The following is a 21,980-nucleotide window of genomic DNA, read 5'->3' as shown; positions in this document are numbered from 1 at the left end:
CCACACAGCGACCGGCAAGGGAAGGACGAGCGGTGGGGACACGACTGAGGATCACCGTGCTCGGCAGGCTGGCGGTGTCCCGCGGTGTGCTGACGGCGGCGCCCAGCGCGCCGAAGGAACGCAAGCTGCTGGCCATGCTGCTGCTCGGTCACGGCAACCCGGTCCCGGTGCGGCAGCTGGTCGACGAGCTGTGGGGCAGCAGCCCGCCGCGCACCGTACGGACGGCGTTGCAGACCCATGTGCTCAACCTGCGCGGCCTGCTCGCCCGTCAGCTGCACATCCCCGGGGACCGGGTCCGCAGGGAACTGATCGTCACCGGGAACGAGGGGTACCAGTTCCGGGTCGGTGATGCCGACTTCGACCTGCACGAATACCACCGGCTCGCAAAGGCCGGGGAATCGGAACTCCGGGCGGGTCACCATATCGGGGCGGCAGAATCGCTCCGTACGGCGGAATCGCTGTGGACGGGGCCGATACTCCCGGACACGAAACACGGTCTTCCGCTCCAATGCGAGATAACCCGGCTCGAACTGCAGCGGGACATGGTCCAGGAGCTGCGGATCGAGAACGATCTGGCACTCGGCCGGCACCGGGAGCTGCTCAGCGAACTGACCGCGCTCACGCTCGCCCGGCCTTTCGACGAACGGGTTCACGAGTACCTGATGACCGCGCTGTACCGGTCGGGCCGCACCATCCAGGCGCTCCAGGTGTTCCAGCGACTGCGCACGAAGATGGCTCGGGAGATGGGCCTGGAGCCGTCCCGGGTGATCCAGGACCTCCAGCGAAGAATTCTGCGCGCGACCGCCTACGAATCGATCCCGTGACCGCCGCGACCCGCGACAAAAGTCCCCGAGAAGGCCGGAAACCATAAACGGAAAAGGCGTGTTCTGAGGCATGAGAATTCTCTTCTGCACCTACTCGACGGCAAGCGACCTGTTCGCCACCATTCCCTTCGCCTGGGCACTGCGCGCGGCCGGTCACGAAATCCTCTACGCCGGCGGCGGCGAGGGCATGCGGGAAGTCGCCAAGGCCGGTCTGCCCTACGTGGACATCGCCACGCCGGGCGTCGATCTCGCGGCACCGTTCGCCCGCCGGGCCGCGCAGTCCCGGGAGAAGGGACAACTCGTCTGGTACCGCGGCGGCGAGCTCCGGGAGGACGAGGTACGGGCGACGTCCGCGCTGTTCGCCGAACTCTCCGAGCTGGTCGTGCCCGGTGCGGTGCGGCTCGCGCGGCAGTGGCGCCCCGACCTGGTGGTGAGCCCGGACCACCAGGGCTCCGGCGCCGTCGTGGCCGGGCTGCTGTCCGTACCACTGATCGCCATGTCCAACCTCTTCGCGCTGGTCCCCGACATGGTCGACCGGATACGCGGGGAGATGGCCGGCACCTACGACCGCTACGGCATCGACCCCGGCTCCACCCGTACCCGGCTGATCCGTACGACACCGCCCGGCCTGTTCCGGGCACCCGGCGACCACCTGGCCATGCGCCCCGTGCCGTACAACGGCTCCTACCTGGAGCTCGGCACGATTCCCGACTGGCTGTTGCGCTCCCCGGACCGGCCCCGGGTCTGCGTCACCCTGGGCACCTTCATCCCCCAGTACATCGGGCTCAGCCTGATCCGCGAATTCGTGGCCGAACTCGACACGGTCGAAGCCGACTTCGTGTTCGTGCTCGGCGACGCCGACCGTACGGAACTGGGCACTCTGCCGGACAACGTCCGCTCGCACGGGTGGATCCCGCTGAACACACTGCTCGCCTCGTGCGACGCGATCATCCATCACGGCGGCACCAGCACCTCGCTGGCCGCCATGTCCGCCGGTGTCCGGCAGATCGTGCTTCCGCACGGTTCCGACCAGCCCTTCAACGCTCGCCTCGTCGCCGAACGCGGGCTGGGGGTCACCTGCGCGGCGGCCGAGCTGACCGCGAAGACCATCACCACCGTGCTGGAGGCGCCGGAGATCGGCACCGCCGCCGCACAGGTCCGGGAGGAGATCGCCGGCCTGCCGTCGCCCTCCGAGGTGGCCTCCGCACTGCCGGACCTCGTGGGCTGAGCCGTCCGGGAGACCCCGCGGCACACCCGTCCCGTCCTGACACCGCACCCGGTTCTGGAGGTTCCCGAAGTGGCCCCGCACGCACACCCGGCACCCGGCCCGGACACGACCGCAGAGCACCTGGCGGCGCTCGCCGCACAACACGCCGCCACCGCCGACCACGAGCGCCGCCTCGCCCCCGACGTCGCCGCCGCGCTGGTGGACGGCGGATTCGCCCGCCACTTCGTCCCGGCCGACCACGGCGGCGAGGCGGGCACCTTCACCGCGCTGGCCGAGGCGGTGTGCACCATCGCGCGGGGCTGCCCCGCGGCCGGCTGGTCCGCCATGATCATGGCCACGTCCGCCCGGCTGGCCGGCCGGCTGCCGCAGGCCGGCCGGAAGGACATCTGGGGGCAGTCGGCCGACGTGCCGATCGCCGCCGCGCTGAACCCGGGGGGTTCGGCACGGCGGGTCGCGGACGGATGGGTCCTGTCGGGGCGGTGGTTCTCGCTGTCCGGCATCGACCACGCGGCCTGGGCGCTGCTGTGCGTGACCGCGCCCGAGGACGGGAGGCAGCACTACTGCGCCGTTCCGGCGAGCCGGTTCCGTATCGAGGACACCTGGTTCACCCTCGGCATGCGGGGTACGGGAAGCCGCAGCGCGGTGCTCGACGAGGTGTTCGTCCCCGACCATCTCTCGGCACCCCGGGACCTGGTGTGGCAGGGACGCGCCGACGGCCCCGACGACGCCCTCGCCGCTCCCCTGCCGGCCGCGCATCCACCGCTGTTCGCCGCCCCCGCCGTGGGCGCCGCCCGGGCGGCCCTCGACCTGTGGGCACGGGCCGAGTCCCGCACCGGCCCCGACCACGACGCCGTACTGACCCGCTCGGCGGCCGAGATCGACACCGCGGCGCTGCTCGTCGAGCAGGCATGTCTGCGCCTCGACGCCCCGGGCCCGGTCGGCGGCATCGACGCCGCGCGCAACGGCCGGGACGCCGCACTCGCCGCGGACCTGGCCCGCACCGCCACCGACCGTCTCTTCCGCGCCCGAGGAAGCCGCGCCCACGCCGCTCAGGACTCCGTCCAGCGGCTCTGGCGCGACGTACAGACGGCGTCCTCGCACGCGGCCGTCGATGCCGCGCGGAGCAACTCGCTGTTCGCAACCACCTTCCGGGCATCCCTGCCCGACCACGAGGAGAGCTGATGATCTGCCACACCCTGATCTACAAGTTCGCCGAATCCGTCTCGGCCGAGGACCGTGACCAATTCCTGAAGGAGCTCAGTGAGACGGTCCGGAACACCGGGCTGTCCGTCGGCTTCGACTACCGGATCCACGAGTGGCTGCCCGTGGACGACAAGGCGATCGGCATGACCGGCTCCGCGATCGCCCAGATCGTGTGCGAGGACAGCGAGACGATGCGGAAGTTCTCGGAGCTGTCCTCCACGCACGAGTTCATCGCCTCCTGGCGCTCCAGGATCAGCTACGAGGCCGCCTACGCCAACCACCCGCCGCTGACCGGCGTCCCCGCGGACAACCCGCTGCACCACGCGGAGCACACCGTCACCGTGAACGCCCCCGTGGCCGTTGTCTGGGACATCCTGGTCGATGTCGAGGGTTACGCCAGGATCTTCCCGCCCACCCAGGACGTGAAGCTCCTGGAGGAGTCGCCGACGCACCAGATCGCCAGGCTCGTGGTCGACGTCAACGGCGAGACCAGCTCCTGGATCTCCCGGCGCGACATCGACGCCGGCAACCGGGTGATCACCTACCGGCAGCTGGAGCACGCGCCGATCGTCGGCCACATGGGCGGCCAGTGGCGGGCCCTGCCGCTGGGCGACGACACCACACAGCTGGTGCTGACCCATGAGTTCAGGGCCCGGGAGGCGATCGACGGAAAGGTCGCGGGCAAGTACACCCCGCAGGAGGCCGACGCCGCACTGCGGGCCGTGGTGGAGCGCAACAGCGTCGCCGATCTCGGCGCGGTCAAGACGACGGCGGAGGCCACCGCTTCGGGCGCCGGAGGTACCCGATGACCCGGCTGGTGGACCTCAGCGTGCCCACCGAGCAGACCGACAGCGAAGCGACGCCGGTGAAGATCGATCTGCTCGACCACGTGGCGGGCGCCACCGTGCTGGGGCTCTCCCCGGAGGACTTCCCCGGCGGGATGGCCATCTCCAACGAGACCGTCACGCTGACCACGCACACCGGCACGCACATGGACGCGCCGCTGCACTACGGCCCGCTCACCGGTGACGCTCCGGCCAGGAGCATCGACCAGATCCCACTGGAGTGGTGCTACGGACCCGGCGTACGGCTCGACTTCCGCGACGTCCCGCCCGGGCAGGGCATCACCGTACCGATGCTGGAGGAGGAGTTCCTCCGCATCGGGCACGTACCGGTCGCCGGCGACATCGTGCTGCTGTGGACCGGCGCGGACGCCCTGTGGGGAAGCAGCGACTACCTGACCACGTTCGCGGGGCTGACCGGCGAGGGCACCGTCTTCCTGGCCGAGCACGGTGTGAAGGTGATCGGGATCGACGCCTGGGGCCTGGACCGGCCGATTCCGCACATGATCGAGGACTACCGGCGCACCGGCGACCGCTCGGTGCTGTGGCCCGCGCACGTCGCCGGACGCACCCACCCCTACCTCCAGCTGGAGAAACTGGCCCACCTGGGCGATCTGCCGGGCCCCACCGGCTACACGGTGGCGTGCTTCCCGGTCCCGGTCACCGGTGCGGGCGCGGGCTGGACCCGTGTCGTGGCCATCTGCGACGCGTGATCGGGAGGGACGGCATGGCCGGTCATCCGTTGGCCCTGGACGAAGCGGCACAGGATCTGCTGTTCCGGGAGGCGAGAACCGCGAACACGTTCGCCCCGACCCACATCGGCGACGAGCACATCGAAGCGATCTACGACCTGGTCAAGTGGGGCCCGACCTCGATGAACCAGCAGCCCATGCGGGTCGTGCTGGTGCGCTCCGACGAGTCGAGACGAGCACTGCTGCAGCACGTCCTGGAGGGGAACCGGGACAAGGTCGCCTCGGCCCCCCTGGTCGCGGTCCTGGCGGCCGACCTGAGCTTCCCCGACACGCTGCCCCGCCTCTTCCCGCACGCCCCGAACGCCCGCCGCGCCTACGCCGACGAGGACGCCCGCCGCGAGTCCGCAGTGTTCAACACGGCCCTGCAACTGGGCTATCTCATCATCGGGATCCGGGCGGGCGGCCTGGCGGCGGGGCCGATCGCCGGCTTCGACCCCGAGGGTGTCCACAAGGAGTTCTTCCCGGGCGAACCGGTGCTCGTCACCAGCATCGTCAACATCGGCCACCCCGGCCCGGACGCCTTCTCCGCCCGGCTGCCCCGCCTGGGCTACCGGGAAGTCGTCCGCAGCGTGTGACGTCCCCCGCGCCGTCACCGCACCACAGCCTCATGAAGGGAGAAGAGATGAGCATCCGACCGAATCAGCTGCTGACCGTTCTCGCCGACTGCTCCGGCAACCAGGAACTCGTCGGCATCGGGAACGACGCACTCGACACGGACTTCGACGCCCTGGGTCTCGATTCTCTGGCGGTACTGGAATCGGTGGCCCGGATCGGCCGGGAACACGGAATCCACATATCCGACGAGGAGGTTCACGACCTGGGCACCCCGCTGGCGCTGCTGAACCGGCTCAACCAGGCGCAGAGCGGCGACGCCGAGGACTCCGACGCCGGGGAGCGGCTTCCCGTGGTGGTGGTCGGAGCCGGCCCGGTCGGCCTCGCGCTGGCGGGCGAACTGGCCGCTCACGGCATCGGGGTGACCGTACTCGAACGGCGGGCCACCCCCGAGACGATGGTCAGGGCCGGTTCGGTCGGGCCGCTCGCGGTGGCGCTGCTGCGCAGGCGCGGGCTGGCCGACGAGCTGGACCGGGCCGAGCGGGAGACCGTCGAGCGCTACCGCGCGATGGCCGACGGCGCCGCGGGCGCGGTCGGGCACGCGCTGCCGAAGGAGCATCTCGCCGGCATCGAGAAGGTCGAGCACGCCGACCCCTCGATGCGCCGGATGCGGGTGGAGCAGCCGGTCCTCGTCGACATCCTGCTGCGGCACGTCGCCGCGCTCGGCGTCGAAGTGGCGTGGGAGCACGAGGTGACCGCGATCGAGCAGGACGACCGGGGGGTGTGGGTCACGGTGGCCGCACCCGGCGGAGAGCGACGCCTCCGCGCGGCCTACGCGGTCGGCTGCGACGGCGGCGACAGCACGGTGCGCAGGCTCGCCGGCATCTCGCTGACCGGCACCGGGGCGACCCTGACCGGACGGCAGTCGGTCGTCGAGTTCGAGGGCGAACCACCGCTCGAACACGGCTTCCGGCACACCTCCGGCGGGCTCGTCGCGTGGGGGCTCGGCGTCAACCGGGTCGCCACCCTGGAGTTCGACGGGCCGCCGGCCCCGGACGCCGGACCACTGACGTCCGGGGAACTCCAGGACAGTCTCCGGCGTGTGGTGGGGACCGACGTGCCGATCGCGCGGATGGCCGCAGGCGGTCGGTTCACCGACATGGCGTACCAGGCGGTGGAGTACCGCAGGGGCCGGGTCTTCCTGGCCGGTGACGCGGCCCATGTGCACGCCCCGTTCGGCGGTCAGGGCCTGAACACCGGCATCACCGACGCCGCCAACCTCGGCTGGAAGCTGGCGGCCGCCCTCGACGGCTGGGCACCGCCCCGGCTGCTCGACACGTACCACGCGGAACGGCATCCGGTGGGTGCCCGGCTGCTGGCCAACGTCCGGGCCCAGACGGCTCTGATGCGGCCCGATCCGCACAGCAGCGCCCTGCGCGACCTCGTCGGCCGGATGATGGACGTGCCGGACGTGCGCCGCTTCGTCGGTGCCCTGCTCAGCGGAACCGACGAGAGGTACGGCACGGACGGGCACCCGGAGGTCGGCACCTTCCTGCCCGACTACGAGGTGACGGACCGCCAGGAGGCCGCCTCGGGAAGGGGCCTGCTGCTCGACTTCACCGACTGCGCCGCGCTGCGCACCATCGGGGCGAGGTGGGCGGACCGGGTCGACGTCGTGTCCGCGAAGACCGGGCGCGACGACCTGGCCGCGGTCCTGCTCCGGCCCGACGGCTATGTCGCCTGGGCCCTGACGGCCGGGGACACCCCGAGGGCCCGGCCGCTGGTGCGGGCCCTGCGCACCTGGTTCGGTACCGGCCGCTCCCCCGCCGGTACGCCCGCGACCGCGGCCGGAGGGCGACGGTGAACCCCGCCGATCTCATCGGTGTGTGGACGCTCGATTCCTTCCACGACATCGACGCCACGGGCATCCGTACCGAAGGGCCGCTGGGCGCCGCCCCTCGCGGCACCCTCATCTACACCGCGGACGGGCGCGTGTCGGTGCACATGATGCGTGCGCCGGACGCCGACCCGGTCCCCGGGAGCAACGACTACATGGGGTACACGGGCACCTGGCGGGTGACCGGGTCCCGGGTGACGCACGCCATCGAGATCACGCCACGTCGCCCATGGGTCGGCACCGAGCAGACCCGCGGGGCGCGTCTCGAAGGCGACCTCCTGACACTGGACGGCTCGGTCCCGGTGAACGGCCGTGAGCAGCGACGGGTGCTGGAGTGGCGGCGCGCTCCCGCACACGGCACGACGAGGCACTGACCGAACGCCGCACCGTGTCCGTCCGGACGTTCCGGCGCCGCTCCGAGGCGATCCGCACGGCTGCTCCGCGCCACCGACCGCACCACTGATCCGCACCATCGATCCGCATTACTGATCCGCACTACTGAGGAGACACTGTGACCATTCTGGTAACCGGGGGCCGCGGACATGTCGGCCGCAGCGTCACGCGAAAGCTGCTCGCGGCGGGAGAGACCGTGCGGGTGGGCACCAGCGACCCCACGGACACCTCGCTGTCCCGCGACGCGGAGGTCGTGGAGCTGGATCTGTCCAGGCCGCAGACGCTGAGCGCGGCACTGCGCGGCGTACAGCGGGTGTTCCTGTACGCCGACCCCTCGACGGTGGACCAGCAGATCGAGGCCCTGGAGCTGGCCGGGGTGGACCATGTGACCCTGCTCTCCACCAGGTCGCTGACCTTCCGGGACGCGGACAGCAACCCCATCGCCCGGCTGCACGTCGCGGTGGAGCGCGCACTGGGCCAGTCCCGGCTGCCGTGGTCCTTCCTGCGCGCGGGGACGTTCGCCACGAACACACTGCAGTGGGCCCGCCTCATCCGATCGGACAACACCGTGCGGGCGCCCTACCCGCAGTCCCACGCCGCCGCCGTGCACGAGGACGACATCGCCGATGTGGCCACGCTGACCCTGACCCAGCAGGGGCATGCCGGCGCCGCCTATGTGATGAGTGGCCCCGAGTCCAACACCCAGCGCGAGCAGGTGTCGCTGATCGGGAAGGCCATCGGCCGTGAGATCGAGTTCGAGGAGATCGGGCCGGAGACGTACCGGCAGACGCTCAGCCGCTGGGGCGGCGGGCGCGAAGAGGTCATCAATCAGCTCCTCACCTACCTGGTGACCTGGAACGAGCGTCCGGTGCCCGTGGTGGACGCGCTCCAGCAGCTCACCGGCAGGCCGGGCCGCCCCTACGCGCAGTGGGCCGTCGACCACGCCGATGACTTCCGCTGACCGGACCGTTCGGATGCTCCCGGGGCGGCCCTGCGGGGCCGCCCCGGGGGGTTCCGGAGCACTTCCCCGTCGACGCGTACCGAGAGAAGGAGCACGATGGCGTCCGCACCCACGATCCTTGCGTCCGCCCCCCGGCACAGCGCCCTGCTCGGCGTCGGGGGCTACCGCCCGCGGCGGGTGGTGACGAATGCCGAGATGTGCCGGTCGATCGACTCCACGGAGGAGTGGATCGAAACCCGCAGCGGCATCGTCCGGCGGCATTTCGCCGGGGAGGACGAGACGCTGACGATGATGGCCGCGGCGGCCGCGGAAGCGGCCATGGCGCGGGCCGGCACCGCTCCGGCCGATATCGACCTGGTGCTGGTCGCCAGCATGTCCGACCTGGTCCAGACACCGCCGCTCGCGGTCCGCGTGGCCCACGAACTCGGGGCCGACCGGGCCGCGGGCCTCGATCTGTCGGGCGCCTGCGCGGGCTTCTGCCACGCCCTCGCGCTCGCCTCGGACACCGTACGGGTCCGCGACGCCGACCGGGTCCTGGTGATCGGTGCCGAGCGGATGACCGACATCGTGGAACCCACCGACCGAACGATCGCGTTCCTGTTCGCGGACGGGGCGGGCGCCGTGGTGGTCGGACCGGCGCGGGAACCGGGCATCGGCCCCGTGGTGCGCCGGGCGTACGGCGCGTACGGCAACGCCCTTCGGATGACCGGGCCCTGGGCCGGGCAGGGTCCGCGCCCCTGGATGCGCATGGACGGCCGGAGGGTGTTCCGCTGGGCCATGGAGGAGGTGGCCCCGGCCGCGGGCCGGGCCCTCTCGGGGGCGGGCCTGGCACCGGCCGACCTGGCCGCGTTCGTGCCGCACCAGGCCAACCTGCGGATGACCGAGCTGATGGCCGAGCGGCTCGGTCTGGGCGAGGACACCGTGCTGGCCACCGATGTGGTCAGGTCCGGCAACACCTCGGCCGCCTCGATACCGCTCGCCCTGGAGGCCCTGCTGGCCGAGGGGCGGGTGGCCACGGGCAGTACGGCCCTGCTGGCCGGTTTCGGGGCCGGTCTGAACTTCGCCGCTCAGACGGTCCTGCTGCCCTGAGGGGCCGCGACACGGGAGCCGGACCACCCGCACCACCGGTGGTCCGGCTCCCGCACTGCCGCGTACGGCTCACCGGCAGGTCACCAGGAGACCGTCAGCTCCGTGGGGCCGTGCACGAACTGCCCCTCCCGCCAGGGAACGTCCCCCTTCTCCCCGGCCAGCCGGAGCGTGGGGAACTCGCGCAGCAGCGCCCCGAGCCCGGCCCGCAGTTCCAGGCGGGCCAGCTGCGCACCGAGACAGTGGTGCACGCCGTGGCCGAATCCGACGTGCGGGTTCGGGGACCGGTCCAGCTTGATGCGGCCGGGTTCCTCGAAGACCGTCTCGTCGTGGTTGGCCGCTCCGATGGCCGCGATCACCGCCTCGCCCGCGCGCACCACCGTGCCGTCGAACTCCACGTCCTCCAGGGCGATGCGCGTGGTCCCCCCGTTGACGAGATGGACGTACCGCAGCAGCTCCTCGACCGCGGTGTCGAGCAGTCCGGGCTCTTCGAGGAGCCGGGACCACAGGCCGGTGTCCAGCAGGGTGAAGGTGAAGTTGGAGAGCTGGTTGGCCGTGGTCTCGTGCCCGGCGACGAGCAGGTCGACGCCCATCTGCACCAGCTCCTGCTCGCTGAGCCGGTCCGACTCGTCCCGCGCCTCCACCAGGTCGGTCAGCAGGTCGCGGGAGCGCCGGGCCGAGGGCCGTGCGCGGCGTTCCGCCACATGCCGGCCGAGATAGTCCAGCAGGGTGCCGATCGCCTCGTCGATCTCCTCGCCGGTGGCCGCCGTGGTGCTCAGCATGAGCCGGGACAACCGCTCGAAGTAGCCGCGGTCGGTCGCCGGCACGCCCAGCAGTTCGCAGATCACCGTCACCGGCAGCGGTACCGAGAAGTGGTGCACCAGGTCGACGGGGGATCCGTGCTCCCGCATTCCGGCCACGAGTCCGTCGACGATCTGTTCCGTCCGGGGCCGCCAGCGCTGCACGTTCTTCATGGTGAACGTGCCCGCCACGAGCTTGCGCAGCCTGCTGTGCTCCGGCGGGTCCATGGCGAACAGTCCGCCGGGCGGGGTCTGTGCCGGGCTCACCCGCGGCACGTCCGCGTCGACCGTCGCGGCCCGGGAGAACCTCGGATCCGCGTAGACCTTCCGCACATCGGCGTACCGGGTGGCCAGCCACGCGTCGCCACCGAAGGGACACCCGACCCGCCGCAGCGGTTGCTCCGCGCGCAGTGCGGCGAACTCCGGTGGCGGACCCAGCTCAGTGGTCCGCTCAAACGGAAGCCGCGGGGCATGTGTGGTCATGACGTACTCCCTTTGCGGTTCCAGGCATGTTCCATCGCCTCGAAGCTACGGGGGTCCGCACCCCGACTCGCTCAAGGACCGCTCATACGAACGGTAGTTGGCCGAACCCCGATGGCCTGCTGAGCTGTAGTTCGATAGTTTGCGCAGGGGACTTGACAGAACGTCAGTGATCCCTTTCGGCCCGGTAAAACCTACATAGATAAAGGGCAAAAATGGTAAAGAAGTATCGCGCTGTGGAGTTCGCCGAGTACGGGGAGCCCGAGGTCTTACGCGTGGTGGAGCGCGAGGTGCCCCGGCCCGGTCCCGGGCAGGTGCTGCTGGAGGTCCGCGCCGCCGGGGTGAATCCGCTGGACTGGCAGCTGCGCAGCGGGGCCGTCGCGGAGATGATGCCGGTGGAGTTCCCTTCGGTGCCCGGCGGTGATGTCGCCGGTGTCGTCGCGGACGTCGGTGCGGACGTGACCGACTTCGCCGTGGGCGACGAGGTCTTCGGTTCGATCGGCTCCGGCAGCTACGCCGAGTTCGCGCTCGCGCCCGCGGCGCAGCTCGCGCGGAAGCCCGAAGGTGTGTCCTGGGAGGTCGCGGCCGGGCTGCCGGTGGCCGTCAACACGGCGTACCAAGTGCTCTCCGACCTCGGGGTGAAGTCCGGGGAGACCCTGGTCGTGGACGGCGCCGCCGGTGGCGTCGGGTCCGTGGCCGTGCAGATCGCCAGGCATCTCGGCGCGACGGTGATCGGTACGGCGAGCGAGCGCAACCACGCGTACCTGCGCTCGCTCGGGGCCGAACCCGTGACGTACGGGGAGGGGTTCGCCGAACGGGCCCGCGCCGTCGCCGAGAAGGGTGTGGACGCGGCGTTCGACGCCGCCGGGAAGGGCTCGCTGCCGGCCCTGGTGGAACTGACCGGTGGCCCGGACCGCGTGGTCACCATCGCCGATCACCGGGCGGCGGAGCACGGTGTGCGCTTCGCGTTCGCCGGCCCCGACGCGATCCGTGAGCGCCTGGATCAGGCGGCCGCGCTGGTCGGGAGCGGCGAACTCGGCCTGTCCGTGGCCCGGACGTACTCCCTGTCCGAGGCGGCCGACGCCCACCGGGAGAGCGCGGGCGGCCACGTACGCGGCAAGCTGATCATCGTGCCCAGCTGACGCGGGTCCGTCACGTCCCGGTGCGTCATGTGCCGGCGCGTCACGTCCCGGAGCCCCCGGGGTGGAGCACCGCGACGGCTGCCGCGAAGGCTTCGGCGTCCGCGGCGGTGCCCGCCCGATCGCTCCGGGCCAGCAGCGGGTGAACGCTGCTCGGGCCGCGCAGGACGGCCCGGTGTCCGCGTGCGGCGACCGCGAGGCTGCGGTCCGGGCTCGCGTCGAGCAGTACGAGCCCGGGGTCGAGGCCCTCGGAGTCGAGCAGTGAGCGCAGTGCGGGCCAGTACCGTACGGGCAGCGACATCTGGTCGGCCCAGAAGGCGGGGTCGACGGCCTGTTCGGCACTCACCGGGCGTGCGGTCCTCGTGGACATGATGGTCGCCCGCGGCGGCCCGGGCCGGAGCCGGCCCAGGTCCTGCCCGAACCGCCGGGCGGCCGGAACCATCACCGGGCTGTGGAAGGCGTGTCCCGACCCCAGTGTGCGCAGCGTGATGTTCCGGCGCTCCAGTTGTCCGCGCACCGCCGCGAGGACGCTGCCGGAACCGGCGAGCACGGTCTGCCGGGGACCGTTCTCGGCCGCGACGACGGCGCCCGTACGCAGCTGCGCGGACAGCTCCTCGGCGGTGGCCGCGACAGCCAGCATGCCGCCGCGTCCGGTGTCGCCCAGACGCCGGACGTGGCCGGCCATGGCCGCCGCGAGTTCCGCCGGGGCGAAGACGCCGGCCAGGCAGGCCGCGACGAGTTCGCCCACACTGTGCCCCAGCAGCACGTCCGGCGCCCCGGCGGCGGACCGCACCGCGCGTCCGAGCGCGTGGCCGACGGCGAACAGCAGCGGCTGGGCGACCACGGCCTCGTCCACCGCACCGGCGGAGCCGGGATTCAGCCAGACGTCCCGCAGCTTGTCCCCGTCGGCGCCGAACACCGTGAACATCTCGTCCATCCAGCGGGTGAACTCCGGTTGCACGCCGTGGAGTCCCGCCGCCATCCGGACGCGCTGCGCCCCCTGTCCCGGCAGCAGCAGAACGACTCGTCGCCGTGTCACAGCTCTCTCCTTCGCGTTTCGTGTCCCGGGCGGGCGGCTCCCGCACGTCCCGGTGCGCCGCGCCGCGCGCGGCGTCCGGCAGATCCACTCACGCTCCGGCGGACTCCTGGTCCAACGGCCGGCTCCGGCCACCTCCAGCACCGCTGGATCCTGGCTGGAGGCCACCGCCGCACCGTGGCCCCGGCCACCCGGTCAGATGCCCGGCCCACGGCGAAAGGCGGACCTCAGATGTCGAACCATGGTGCGGACCTGTATCTGGACCTGATGAAGAAGGTGCTGACGAACACCATCTACGCGGACCCGGCGATCCGGGTGTGGGGCGAGGACAACGACGAGGCGCGGCAGGAGGGGCGTGACTGGCCCAGCGTGGCCCACACCATGGTGGGCATGAAGCGGCTGGACAACCTCCAGCACTGCGTCGAGTCCGTTCTCCGGGACAACACACCCGGCGACCTGATCGAGACCGGTGTGTGGCGCGGGGGCTCGTCGATCCTGATGCGTGCGGTCCTCAAGGCGCACGGAGTGCTGGACCGGAGTGTCTGGCTGGCCGACTCGTTCCAGGGGATGCCGGTGGCGGACGAGCAGGCGCACCCCGCCGACCAGCAGTTGCAGTGGCACCTGCACAACGACTTCCTCGCCGTGCCGCTGGAGCAGGTGCGGGAGAACTTCTCCCGCTACGGCCTGCTCGACCAGCAGGTCCGCTTCGTGGCCGGCTGGTTCGCCGACACCCTGCCGACCGTCGAGGTCGACAAGCTGGCGGTGATCCGGCTGGACGGCGACCATTACGACTCGACGATGGACGCCCTGGTGAACCTCTACCCCCGTCTCTCGCCCGGGGGCTTCGTCATCGTGGACGACTATGTGCTCCCCCCGTGCAGCGAGGCCGTCGAGGCGTACCGCAGCGAGCACGGCATCACCGAACCGCTCCAGCCCATCGACGGTGTGGCGATGTTCTGGCAGCGCGGCTGACCCGCACCGCTTCGACGACCGCGAGGGAGACCGCGTGACGACCACCAGAACCGAGCTCGTCGAATCAGTCCTGCGCAGCGCCTCGGGCGGCTGGCGGCGCGTCACCGAAGTGGTGGAGCGCTGGGGGACGGACGCGGTCGCGGCGGTACTGGTGGACGAGATCCTCTTCCGCTCGGAGCCGGCGGCGGACTGCGCGACGGCCACCGTCGGCCTGGAGCTGACCCACGGGTCCGCACGGCACATCACGACCCTCGACGTCACCGAGGGGGCACGGCCGGCCCGTTCCGGGGCGGCCACCGCCGATGCCGATGTGCGGCTCGAATGCTCGATCGCCGATCTGGTGCTGGAGCTGTACCGGTCCGATACCGGCCGCGGCCCGGACATGCGCGTCACCCGGTTCCTGACCGGCGAGGGCCGTCTGTCGTCCGACACCGAGCGGCTGCACAGGATCGCCCGGGCCGCCGACGCGGTGGTCTCGGGCTGCACCTCGCACAGCCCGGGGCTCGCCACCCTGGCCCTTCGGCACGATTCGGACCGGTGCAGCAGCCTCCAGCTGTCCGCACCACACTTCGAACGCCACTTCCGGGCGCTGCGCGGCCAGGAGGTCCGGCTGCTCGAACTCGGCATCGGCGGCTACGAGCGCCCCGACCAGGGCGGCGGATCGTTGCGGATGTGGAAACACTTCTTCCCTCGCGGACAGATCTACGGGGTGGATGTGTTCGACAAGTCGCCCCTGGACGAGGACCGCATCACCACGCTCCGCGGGCGCCAGGACGACCGGGAGTTCCTCGACCGGCTCTGCCGTGAGCACGGCCCCTTCGACGTGGTCGTCGACGACGGCAGCCATGCCGCCGGCGATGTCCTGACCGCGTTCGAGCACCTGTACCCGCGACTGCGTCCGGGCGGCTGGTACGTCATCGAGGACCTGTCGGCCTCGTCCTGGGCCCGCCACCACGGCGACGCGGTGCCGGGCGATTCCATCGCGGCCGCCCTGGCTCTGGTGAACGCGCTGCGGGAGCGGATGGGCCGCGGGCTCCGCGCCGACGGCGGGAGCCCGGATCTCGCCGGGTCACTGGCCGGCCTGAATCTGCATCACAACATCGCGTTCCTGGAGAAGGGCGCCGATGTCGTCGGCGCCCTTCCGCAGTGGGTTTCCCGCAGGCCGTTCTGGAACGGTGTCACGCCCCAGGTGCACCCGGCCCGGTAGCCCCGCGGGGTTGCCGGGCCGGACGGCCGCCGGTCAGTCCGCAACGGTGGTGACTACCCCGGCGAGATCGGCCACGGTCGGGGCGCCGACGATCGCCATGGTGTTGTGCAGGTCCTCGACCAGATCCCGCAGCACCGCGGCGACGCCGTCCCGGCCACCCACCGCGAGGCCCCACAGGACCGGCCGGCCCACCAGCACGGCCGACGCTCCCCGGGCCAGCGCGACCGCCGCGTGACTGCCGCGACGTATCCCGGAGTCGAAGTAGACCGGCACCCTGCCGCCCACCGCACCCGCGACACCGGGGAGAGCGTCGATGCTGGTCACGGACCGGTCGTGCTGATAGCCGCCGTGGTTCGACACCACGACCGCGGCCGCCCCGGCCTCGATGGCGCGCGTCGCGTCCTCGGGGTGGAGCACGCCCTTGACGATCACGGGCAGCCGGCACCGGGCAATGAGCCGCTCCAGCTCCTTCCAGGTGGCGGCGGGGTTGGGGAACAGGGTGTCGATCACCTCCTGGGCACTCGCCCCCGGCGTCTCACGTCGCCGTTCGGCCAGCAACCGGGTGAAGCAGGGCTCGTCGGCCACCGCCGGCTGTGAGGCGGCCTGCCGAAGCTCCTGGCTGGAGTGGTCGAAGACATTGCCCGCGTCGCGCCGGCTCGCCCCCATGACCGGAACGTCCACCGTGCAGACGACCGCGTCGAAGCCCGCGTCCTCGGCCCCTTCGACCAGTGCGTCGGTGAGCCCGCTGTCGCTCATGAGATACACCTGCCGCCAGCGCACCTGCCGGCCCGCCGCACCCGCGACCTCCTTCGGCGAGTGGCTGGCGAACGTCGACAGACAGAAGCCGAGACCCAGTTGCGCGGCGGCCGTCGCCGCCGCGCTCTCGGCTCCCTCGTGGTAGATGCTCTGCATGCCCATGGGCGCGACGAGAAACGGAGCGGCCAGCCGGCCGCCGACGACGTCGGTCCCCATGTCGATCCGGGAGACGTCGCGCAGCATGCGGGGAAGCAGTGACAACGAGTCCAGGCGTGCGATGTTGCGCCGCACGGTGGACCCGTCCCCGGCGCCGCCGCTCGCGTACTCGAACGTCTCGGCGGGCAGTTGTCTGCGCGCCTCGTCCTCAGCGGTGTCGCTGTTGACAGGCGGTGTGGCGTCGGTTGCCACGGTGATCCTCCTCGAAAGGGCCCTCGTCGAGCGGGGCGAAGCGTCAATGTGCCGACCAGTCGCTGTGCTGCCGGGGCCGCGGCCGATCGGCGTACCGGAAGTCGAGCGAGGGGTCGGAGTTGAGAATGTCCTCGTGCAACTGCCGCAACGCGCGCGAGGGTTCGAGGCCGAGCTCGTCGACCATGTTCCGGCGCAGGCACTGGTACTCCTGTATCGCGTCGAAGCGCCGGTCGGACCGGTACAGGGCGAGCATCAGCTGCTGGTACAGCCCCTCGGAGAAGGGGTGTTCCATGACCAACTGCCGAAGCTCGCCCAGCACTTCACGGTGCAGGCCGAGCGCCATCTCGGCGTCGATGGCCTGCTCCACCACGCGCAGTCTCTCCTCGTCCAGCTTGGTGGCGTAGGCGCTGAGCGCCCTGCCGTGCCGGACGTCGGCGGCGAACGGGCCGCGCCAGCAGGACTGCGCGGCCCGCAGCAGGCCGGCCGCCTCCGCCATCACCCCGCGATCCAGGGCCTGTTTCCCCTGGACGGCAAGGCTCTCGAACTGGCGGAGGTCGATCGATTCGGGCGGGATGTCGGCGACGTAACCGGCGTACGCGGTGCGCAGCCACTGGGGCTGTGGCGTGCCGGTCGGCGCCGGCTCCCCCGGCCCCGCGTCCGGGTCCGTCGTGCGACGGACCGGGATCGCCTTGCGCAGTTGGTAGATGTAGGTGTGCAGGGTGGTCAGAGCGGTCAACGGGGGTTTCTCCCCCCACAGTTCGTCGATGAGCGAAGCAGTGTGTACGACGCGGCCGCTGTGAAGCAGCAGCAGAGCCAGCACGCTGCGCACTTTTGGTGCGGAGAGCGTCACCCTTCGTTCGCCGTCGAAGACCTCTAGCATGCCGAGTAGGCCGAAACGCATGTCTGCTCCCACGGGCTGGTCGGAACTGGCGGGACGCCGTGTCGTCGCGCGAGGTGGTGGTCGATGGGCGTCGTGCCCGGCTTGGTCAGCCGCCCCGACATGACGAAGACCGGCCACGGCGGGACGACGACGTCGGCGTACCCACAGGCCGGATGCGATGGCTGCACGGGGAGCAGGCCCACCGCCCGCCTGCGGCGGCACGGCGTCCGCGCTCCCGCGGTGTCAGTTGGTTCTCTGCTGGTGCATCGGCGACTGCCCGTCTTCTCTCGCACTGCTCGTGGGGGTGCCGTGGACCAGATCCTGGAATTCCTGGGACAGGAATTCGTACGGGTGGGGGGTGGACGGGGCGGACACCTCGTCGAGCGAGGCCATCACCTCGTCGGGGAACTCGGTGTTCGCCGCTTCCAGGTTGTCCAGCAACTGCGACCGCCCGGAGACACCGAGCGTGACGCTGGTGAGCCGGGGGTTGCGCAGCAGCCACGCCAGAGCCATCCGCGCCGGACTTTCACCGGTCTGCTCCGCGAGGCGGTCAAGGCGGAGGAGGGTGCGTTCGACGATGTCCTCGAAGGGGCTGCGGGTGGCGCCCAGGGCGCCTTCGGTCAGCCGCCCGGCCCCTTCGAGAGTGCGTCTGCGCGCATCCACCCGGTACCGGCCGGCCAGCAGGCCTCCCGCCAGGGGGCCCCAGGAGACGAGACCGGTGCCGCTGTGTTCGGCGTACGAGAGGTATTCGTGTTCCAGCGAGCGAGTGAGCAGGTTGTAGTTCAACTGCATCGCGGCGATGGGCGGAAGGCCCCTTCCCGCGCACAGTCCGTCGGCATATCCCAGGTACCAGCCGGGCACATTGCTCAGGCCGAGATAGCGGATCTTGCCCTGGGCGATCAGATCGATCGCGGTCTCCAGCGTTTCCTCGACGGCTGTGACACGGTCCCACAGATGAACGTAATACAGATCGATATAGTCGGTGCCGAGTCGAGTCAGCGACTTCTCGACGGCGGAGGTCATGGCCCGGCGACTGCACCCACCGCCATTGACATCACAAGGGCCGGTTCGGTATCCGAACTTTGTCGAAAGAACAACGTTGTCGCGAGCGGAGCGCTGCTTCAATGCACGGCCGAGCCATTCCTCGCTCTCCCCGCCGTTGTAGGCGTTCGCCGTGTCGAACAGGTTGATTCCGTGCTCCAGGGCGATACCGATCAGCGCGTCGGCCTCGGCCGGCTCCATCGACCAGCGCGGACCCCACCGCGACCCCAGGGTGGCCGTGCCCAGACTCAGCACGGAAACGCGAATGCCCGTCCTGCCCAACCTCCGGTACTCCACTGCACGATCCCCCCTTCGACAGCCATACGGTTGAATCATTGGAAAACATTTACTTGTCGTTTACGATGCCTTCCGGGCGAGCAATGCCTCGACCGACGATCTTGTGCCTGATCAGTCTTCATGAGTCGGCTGGCACTATCAACAGCCCCAGAACGGGAGGGCCGAAAGCAATCCCTCGGGGGGCATGCGTATGCGCGAATATTTGACAAATGGGGCCGACACCTCAATACGTAAGGATCAGGCACCGATCCGACCCTCGCTCCGACCAAATGGTCACCCATAGCCGGATACCCTGGCCTGGCCCTTTGCTGCACATGCCACCGAATAGCGGAATTTGAAACTCCGCAATGGTCCGCACCGGATCTCCGATTTTCCCGGCCAAATTCCTCGTGGGCCCGGGGACCGCACCGGGGCACCGGCCCCTGCCGGCGGTTCAGGACCCGGCGGCAGTCGCCGCGACCTGCGAAGCACACGGTGGGCCTCGACGAGTTGCAAAGGTGCGATCCGGACCGGGTGTACGTGGCCCCGCGGCGATTTCCACCATGGTGACCGAGACACCGGGCACCGTTCGCCTCGCCTGCCGGAAGGGGCCTCCGCCCCGGGCCGGAGGCTCGTTCCTGAGCAGAGCCGCAGGCGGCAGACGAGTCGGGCTGTACGCCGGGTTCTGTCGCCCGGTCGCCTCGCGGCGGCCGGGGAGACGGCCATCCATCTAGGACCGGCATTGCTGCCGGTCTCGTGCGGTCTACCCGCGAACTCGGGCGGGCAGCCCTCGAACATTCGCGCAGGGCCGTCTTGCGACGGCCCCTCTTGACCTTGCTCCGGGTGGGGTTTACCTAGCCGCCTGAGTCACCTCAGGCGCTGGTGGTCTCTTACACCACCGTTTCACCCTTACCGGGGACCGAGGTCCCCGGCGGTCTGTTTTCTGTGGCACTGTCCCGCGGGTCACCCCGGGTGGCCGTTAGCCATCACCCTGCCCTGTGGAGCCCGGACGTTCCTCGGGGAGATCCGAGGATCCCCACGCGGCCGTCCGCCCGGCTCGTCTGCCGTGCCGACCATGCTACCCGTCCGGCGAGGGCCGCCGACCGGGGCCGCGCTCAGATGAGTTTCCCGGTCTCCAGGTCGAAGGCGAACGGTGCCGGGAGTGCGAGCCGCTTACCGAACGGGATCGTGCAGTGCTGGCGGTAGTCGTCACCCTCCGGGTCGCTGAACAGCGTCACCGAGGACTGCTCGCGGTCCACCAGGAGGTGGAGCGGGATGGGGCCGCGGGCGTAGCAGCGGCGCTTGTCCGTACGGTCCGCCCGGGGCTTGGTCGACGTGACCTCGACGACGAGGGCCACGCCCTCGCACGGCATCCAGGGCTCGGCTCCCCGGTACAGGCGCAGTTCGGTGGGGGCGAAGGTGCCGTCGGGGATGACGTGGTTCTTGGGGCAGCGTCCGCCGCTTGCCGGCTTCAGCCCCTTGTTCCCGGAAAAGTCCATATCGGTCCGGGCCAGTCTGATCACCTGCTTCATGATCAGACCGATGCAGTCCTCGTGGTCCCCGTCCGGCGGCGGCGTCACGACGATCTCCCCCTCGATCAGCTCGGCCCGGAAGCCCTCCGGCGTATCCAGCGCCAGGAAGCCCTCCAGCAGGACGTCCGCCTGCATGAGCGGTTCGTGCGGCATGGCAGTCATGTCCCGCCCCTTCCTCGGTCGCTCGCCGGATTGGGGCATCGTTCGACCCGCCGTCCGTGAGATGGGATTACGCCCCTCGATCGTGGCACAGGCGGGTACGGAGTTCACGGACACCGAGGGGTGCGGTGAGTGCTTGACCTTGTCGCAGCGTCAAGGTTTCTACTGGCCGTATGCGTATCGGAGAGATCGCCGCGCTCGTCGGGGTCACCTCACGGACGATCCGGCACTACCACCACATCGGTCTGCTTCCCGAGCCCGGGCGCCGGGCCAACGGCTACCGCTCGTACGGCGTGCGGGACGCCGTGGTGCTGGCCCGGATCCGGCGGCTCACCGAGCTGGGGCTCGGGCTGGACGAGGTGCGGGACGTGCTCGGAGACACGGAGGGGCGTGAACTCATGGAGGTACTGGCCGAGTTGGACGCGGATCTGGCCCGGCAGGAGGCTGGCATCAGGGAGCGGCGGCGTCGGCTGGCCGCGTTGCTGGAAGCGCCGGTCTCCGACGAGGAGACCGTGCCGCCCGCACTCGCCGAGTTGCTGGGCACGGGGCCGCCGACCGGTTCGCCCTCGGCCGACCGGGATCGCGAGCACCTGGCGCTGCTGGACGCGGCGGGCATGGGCAGTGAGGTCCGGGGCGCCCTGATGAGGCTGGCCGAGGACCCGGCCGTACCCGTGCTGTACGAGCGGCTGGACGCGTTGGCCGGGGCGCCGGTGGGCGACCCGCGGATCGTGCGGCTCGCCGCCGATCTGGTGGCCGCCGTGCCGGACGAGGTGCTGGCGGCGATCGGCTCGGACGGGCCGGTCGTTCCGGGGTTCGGGGAGGCCCTGCTCGACGACTGGGCGCCCGCCCAGGCCGAGGTGGTGCGCCTGGTGATGGCCTCTCTGGCCGAGCGCGTGGCGGGGACCGGCGATGCGGCGGGCACGGGAGACAACGGGAGCGCGGGAGACGAGGGGAGTACGGGATGAGTGTGCGGGGCGGTCGGTGGGCCCTGGGGGGCGTGATGGTGGCCGAGGTGGTGCTGGTGGGCTGCCTGGCGGCCGGGGTCCGGATGCCGGCGGCGGTACTGCTCGGGGCCAGGGTGTCGGCAGCGGCGATGCTCGGGTTCGAGGCCGTGGTCCTGGGGCGGCTCCTGCGTGCGGGACGCCGTGCCGGGCTCGGGTGGCGGGAGGCGTCGGCGGCGGCGCTGCGTGCGGTCGTACCGGAGGGGGCGCGTCGGCTCGCCGCGCACGAGGTGCGCACCCTGCACAGTCTCGGGCTGTGGCTGCGGGGACGCTGGCACGGTGTTCCCGCGGGCGCCGTCGCCGTCGCGTACACGGGCCCGCAGACCGCGATGATGTACGGCCTGCTCTTCGTCTCCGTGGTCGAGACGGTGATGCTGGCACTGCTGATCCCCTGGCCCCTCGTGCACGGGATTCTGCTGGTGCTGGACGTGTACGGGGTGGTGTTCGTCCTGGCGCTGCACGCCTCGTGCGTGACCCGGCCGCATGTGGTGGACGCCGACGGGGCGCTGCGGCTGCGCTACGGCGGTCTCTTCGATCTGCGGATCCCCGCCGACG

Annotated in this window: 20 protein-coding genes, 1 other RNA gene and 1 pseudogene; 15 read left to right on the top strand and 7 right to left on the bottom strand. The window is 71.1% G+C overall.

The features are described from left to right. Window positions 1-32 precede the first annotated feature (32 nt). The 10 genes from AADR41_RS27810 (at window position 33) to AADR41_RS27765 (ending at window position 9,741) form a co-directional block, all read left to right on the top strand. Window positions 33-824 carry an AfsR/SARP family transcriptional regulator gene (locus AADR41_RS27810; RefSeq protein WP_342284149.1) on the top strand — a complete coding sequence of 264 codons (792 nt, stop codon included), beginning with the start codon at window positions 33-35 and terminating at the stop codon, window positions 822-824. Between the two features lie 70 nt (window positions 825-894). Next, a complete protein-coding gene (locus AADR41_RS27805; protein ID WP_342284148.1) occupies window positions 895-2,052 on the top strand; it encodes a nucleotide disphospho-sugar-binding domain-containing protein in 1,158 nt (385 codons plus the stop codon). Window positions 2,053-2,121: 69 nt separating this feature from the next. Then, window positions 2,122-3,234, top strand: a complete 1,113-nt coding sequence (locus AADR41_RS27800) for a hydrolase (RefSeq protein WP_342284147.1) — start codon at window positions 2,122-2,124, stop codon at window positions 3,232-3,234. After that, window positions 3,234-4,064 (top strand): aromatase/cyclase, encoded by an 831-nt coding sequence (locus tag AADR41_RS27795; RefSeq protein ID WP_342284146.1) that lies wholly within the window; start codon window positions 3,234-3,236, stop codon window positions 4,062-4,064. The genes AADR41_RS27800 and AADR41_RS27795 overlap by 1 nt, the downstream gene beginning before the upstream one ends. Continuing rightward, window positions 4,061-4,810 (top strand): cyclase family protein, encoded by a 750-nt coding sequence (locus tag AADR41_RS27790; RefSeq protein WP_342284145.1) that lies wholly within the window; start codon window positions 4,061-4,063, stop codon window positions 4,808-4,810. The genes AADR41_RS27795 and AADR41_RS27790 overlap by 4 nt, the downstream gene beginning before the upstream one ends. A 14-nt stretch (window positions 4,811-4,824) precedes the next feature. Further along, window positions 4,825-5,424 carry a malonic semialdehyde reductase gene (locus AADR41_RS27785; RefSeq protein WP_342284144.1) on the top strand — a complete coding sequence of 200 codons (600 nt, stop codon included), beginning with the start codon at window positions 4,825-4,827 and terminating at the stop codon, window positions 5,422-5,424. Between the two features lie 47 nt (window positions 5,425-5,471). Next, on the top strand, window positions 5,472-7,265 hold the full coding sequence (locus tag AADR41_RS27780) for an FAD-dependent monooxygenase (protein ID WP_342284143.1): 1,794 nt from the start codon (window positions 5,472-5,474) through the stop codon (window positions 7,263-7,265). Then, window positions 7,262-7,672 (top strand): lipocalin-like domain-containing protein, encoded by a 411-nt coding sequence (locus AADR41_RS27775; protein WP_342284142.1) that lies wholly within the window; start codon window positions 7,262-7,264, stop codon window positions 7,670-7,672. Before AADR41_RS27780 ends, AADR41_RS27775 begins: the two co-directional genes overlap by 4 nt. Window positions 7,673-7,809: 137 nt before the next feature. Next, window positions 7,810-8,652, top strand: a complete 843-nt coding sequence (locus AADR41_RS27770; RefSeq protein WP_342284141.1) for an NmrA family NAD(P)-binding protein — start codon at window positions 7,810-7,812, stop codon at window positions 8,650-8,652. Between the two features lie 96 nt (window positions 8,653-8,748). Beyond that, window positions 8,749-9,741: a beta-ketoacyl-ACP synthase 3 gene (locus AADR41_RS27765; protein WP_342284140.1), complete on the top strand. Its 993-nt coding sequence runs from the start codon at window positions 8,749-8,751 to the stop codon at window positions 9,739-9,741. 80 nt (window positions 9,742-9,821) lie between these two features. Here AADR41_RS27765 and AADR41_RS27760 read toward each other — a convergent pair whose 3' ends face one another. Beyond that, the gene (locus AADR41_RS27760; protein ID WP_342284139.1) at window positions 9,822-11,021 is read right to left on the bottom strand and encodes a cytochrome P450; all 1,200 of its coding nucleotides are present in this window, start codon (window positions 11,019-11,021) and stop codon (window positions 9,822-9,824) included. Window positions 11,022-11,233: 212 nt separating this feature from the next. On the opposite strand from AADR41_RS27760, the gene AADR41_RS27755 reads away from it, so the two are divergent. Next, a complete protein-coding gene (locus AADR41_RS27755) occupies window positions 11,234-12,160 on the top strand; it encodes an NADP-dependent oxidoreductase (protein ID WP_342284138.1) in 927 nt (308 codons plus the stop codon). Between the two features lie 40 nt (window positions 12,161-12,200). Here AADR41_RS27755 and AADR41_RS27750 read toward each other — a convergent pair whose 3' ends face one another. Further along, window positions 12,201-13,196 carry an acyltransferase domain-containing protein gene (locus AADR41_RS27750; RefSeq protein ID WP_342284137.1) on the bottom strand — a complete coding sequence of 332 codons (996 nt, stop codon included), beginning with the start codon at window positions 13,194-13,196 and terminating at the stop codon, window positions 12,201-12,203. Between the two features lie 228 nt (window positions 13,197-13,424). Here AADR41_RS27750 and AADR41_RS27745 point away from each other — a divergent pair, with 228 nt between their 5' ends. Together AADR41_RS27745 and AADR41_RS27740 are read left to right on the top strand one after the other, a co-directional pair. Then, complete coding sequence (locus AADR41_RS27745) at window positions 13,425-14,165, top strand: TylF/MycF family methyltransferase (RefSeq protein ID WP_342284136.1); 741 nt, start codon at window positions 13,425-13,427, stop codon at window positions 14,163-14,165. 34 nt (window positions 14,166-14,199) lie between these two features. Further along, entirely contained in the window at window positions 14,200-15,372 is a 1,173-nt protein-coding gene (locus AADR41_RS27740; protein WP_342284135.1) for a class I SAM-dependent methyltransferase, read from the top strand. Between the two features lie 33 nt (window positions 15,373-15,405). Here AADR41_RS27740 and AADR41_RS27735 read toward each other — a convergent pair whose 3' ends face one another. The 5 genes from AADR41_RS27735 to AADR41_RS27715 all read right to left on the bottom strand — a co-directional run bounded on the left by AADR41_RS27735 (window position 15,406) and on the right by AADR41_RS27715 (window position 20,418). Further along, window positions 15,406-16,536, bottom strand: a complete 1,131-nt coding sequence (locus AADR41_RS27735; protein WP_342284134.1) for an alpha-hydroxy acid oxidase — start codon at window positions 16,534-16,536, stop codon at window positions 15,406-15,408. A gap of 43 nt (window positions 16,537-16,579) precedes the next feature. Continuing rightward, a complete protein-coding gene (locus AADR41_RS27730) occupies window positions 16,580-17,437 on the bottom strand; it encodes an AfsR/SARP family transcriptional regulator (RefSeq protein ID WP_342284133.1) in 858 nt (285 codons plus the stop codon). A 222-nt stretch (window positions 17,438-17,659) separates the two neighbouring features. Beyond that, complete coding sequence (locus AADR41_RS27725; RefSeq protein ID WP_342284132.1) at window positions 17,660-18,712, bottom strand: aldo/keto reductase; 1,053 nt, start codon at window positions 18,710-18,712, stop codon at window positions 17,660-17,662. A 679-nt stretch (window positions 18,713-19,391) separates the two neighbouring features. Further along, an RNA gene (rnpB, locus tag AADR41_RS27720) (RNase P RNA component class A) lies at window positions 19,392-19,793 on the bottom strand. Between the two features lie 55 nt (window positions 19,794-19,848). Next, the gene (locus AADR41_RS27715) at window positions 19,849-20,418 is read right to left on the bottom strand and encodes a Uma2 family endonuclease (protein ID WP_342284160.1); all 570 of its coding nucleotides are present in this window, start codon (window positions 20,416-20,418) and stop codon (window positions 19,849-19,851) included. 179 nt (window positions 20,419-20,597) lie between these two features. Here AADR41_RS27715 and AADR41_RS27710 point away from each other — a divergent pair, with 179 nt between their 5' ends. Both AADR41_RS27710 and AADR41_RS27705 read left to right on the top strand, forming a co-directional pair. Then, the gene (locus tag AADR41_RS27710) at window positions 20,598-21,389 is read left to right on the top strand and encodes a MerR family transcriptional regulator (protein WP_342284131.1); all 792 of its coding nucleotides are present in this window, start codon (window positions 20,598-20,600) and stop codon (window positions 21,387-21,389) included. Beyond that, a pseudogene (locus tag AADR41_RS27705) lies at window positions 21,386-21,980 on the top strand (hypothetical protein); the annotation flags it as partial. The gene AADR41_RS27710 and the pseudogene AADR41_RS27705, both read left to right, overlap by 4 nt.

Origin of the sequence: Streptomyces sp. CLV115 (assembly GCF_038448545.1) — a bacterium.
Taxonomy (GTDB): domain Bacteria; phylum Actinomycetota; class Actinomycetes; order Streptomycetales; family Streptomycetaceae; genus Streptomyces; species Streptomyces sanglieri.
Note: the sequence above shows the minus strand (reverse complement) of the source record. Positions and strands in the feature narration are given on the sequence as shown.

Bases quoted from the DNA above. Each gene is read 5' to 3' on its own strand.
- AADR41_RS27805 (WP_342284148.1), top strand. From the start codon at position 895: ATGAGAATTCTCTTCTGCACCTACTCGACGGCAAGCGACCTGTTCGCC.
- AADR41_RS27795 (WP_342284146.1), top strand. From the start codon at position 3,234: ATGATCTGCCACACCCTGATCTACAAGTTCGCCGAATCCGTCTCGGCC.
- AADR41_RS27790 (WP_342284145.1), top strand. From the start codon at position 4,061: ATGACCCGGCTGGTGGACCTCAGCGTGCCCACCGAGCAGACCGACAGC.
- AADR41_RS27785 (WP_342284144.1), top strand. From the start codon at position 4,825: ATGGCCGGTCATCCGTTGGCCCTGGACGAAGCGGCACAGGATCTGCTG.
- AADR41_RS27780 (WP_342284143.1), top strand. From the start codon at position 5,472: ATGAGCATCCGACCGAATCAGCTGCTGACCGTTCTCGCCGACTGCTCC.
- AADR41_RS27765 (WP_342284140.1), top strand. From the start codon at position 8,749: ATGGCGTCCGCACCCACGATCCTTGCGTCCGCCCCCCGGCACAGCGCC.
- AADR41_RS27760 (WP_342284139.1), bottom strand. From the start codon at position 11,021: ATGACCACACATGCCCCGCGGCTTCCGTTTGAGCGGACCACTGAGCTG.
- AADR41_RS27755 (WP_342284138.1), top strand. From the start codon at position 11,234: ATGGTAAAGAAGTATCGCGCTGTGGAGTTCGCCGAGTACGGGGAGCCC.
- AADR41_RS27745 (WP_342284136.1), top strand. From the start codon at position 13,425: ATGTCGAACCATGGTGCGGACCTGTATCTGGACCTGATGAAGAAGGTG.
- AADR41_RS27730 (WP_342284133.1), bottom strand. From the start codon at position 17,437: ATGCGTTTCGGCCTACTCGGCATGCTAGAGGTCTTCGACGGCGAACGA.
- AADR41_RS27715 (WP_342284160.1), bottom strand. From the start codon at position 20,418: ATGCCGCACGAACCGCTCATGCAGGCGGACGTCCTGCTGGAGGGCTTC.
- AADR41_RS27710 (WP_342284131.1), top strand. From the start codon at position 20,598: ATGCGTATCGGAGAGATCGCCGCGCTCGTCGGGGTCACCTCACGGACG.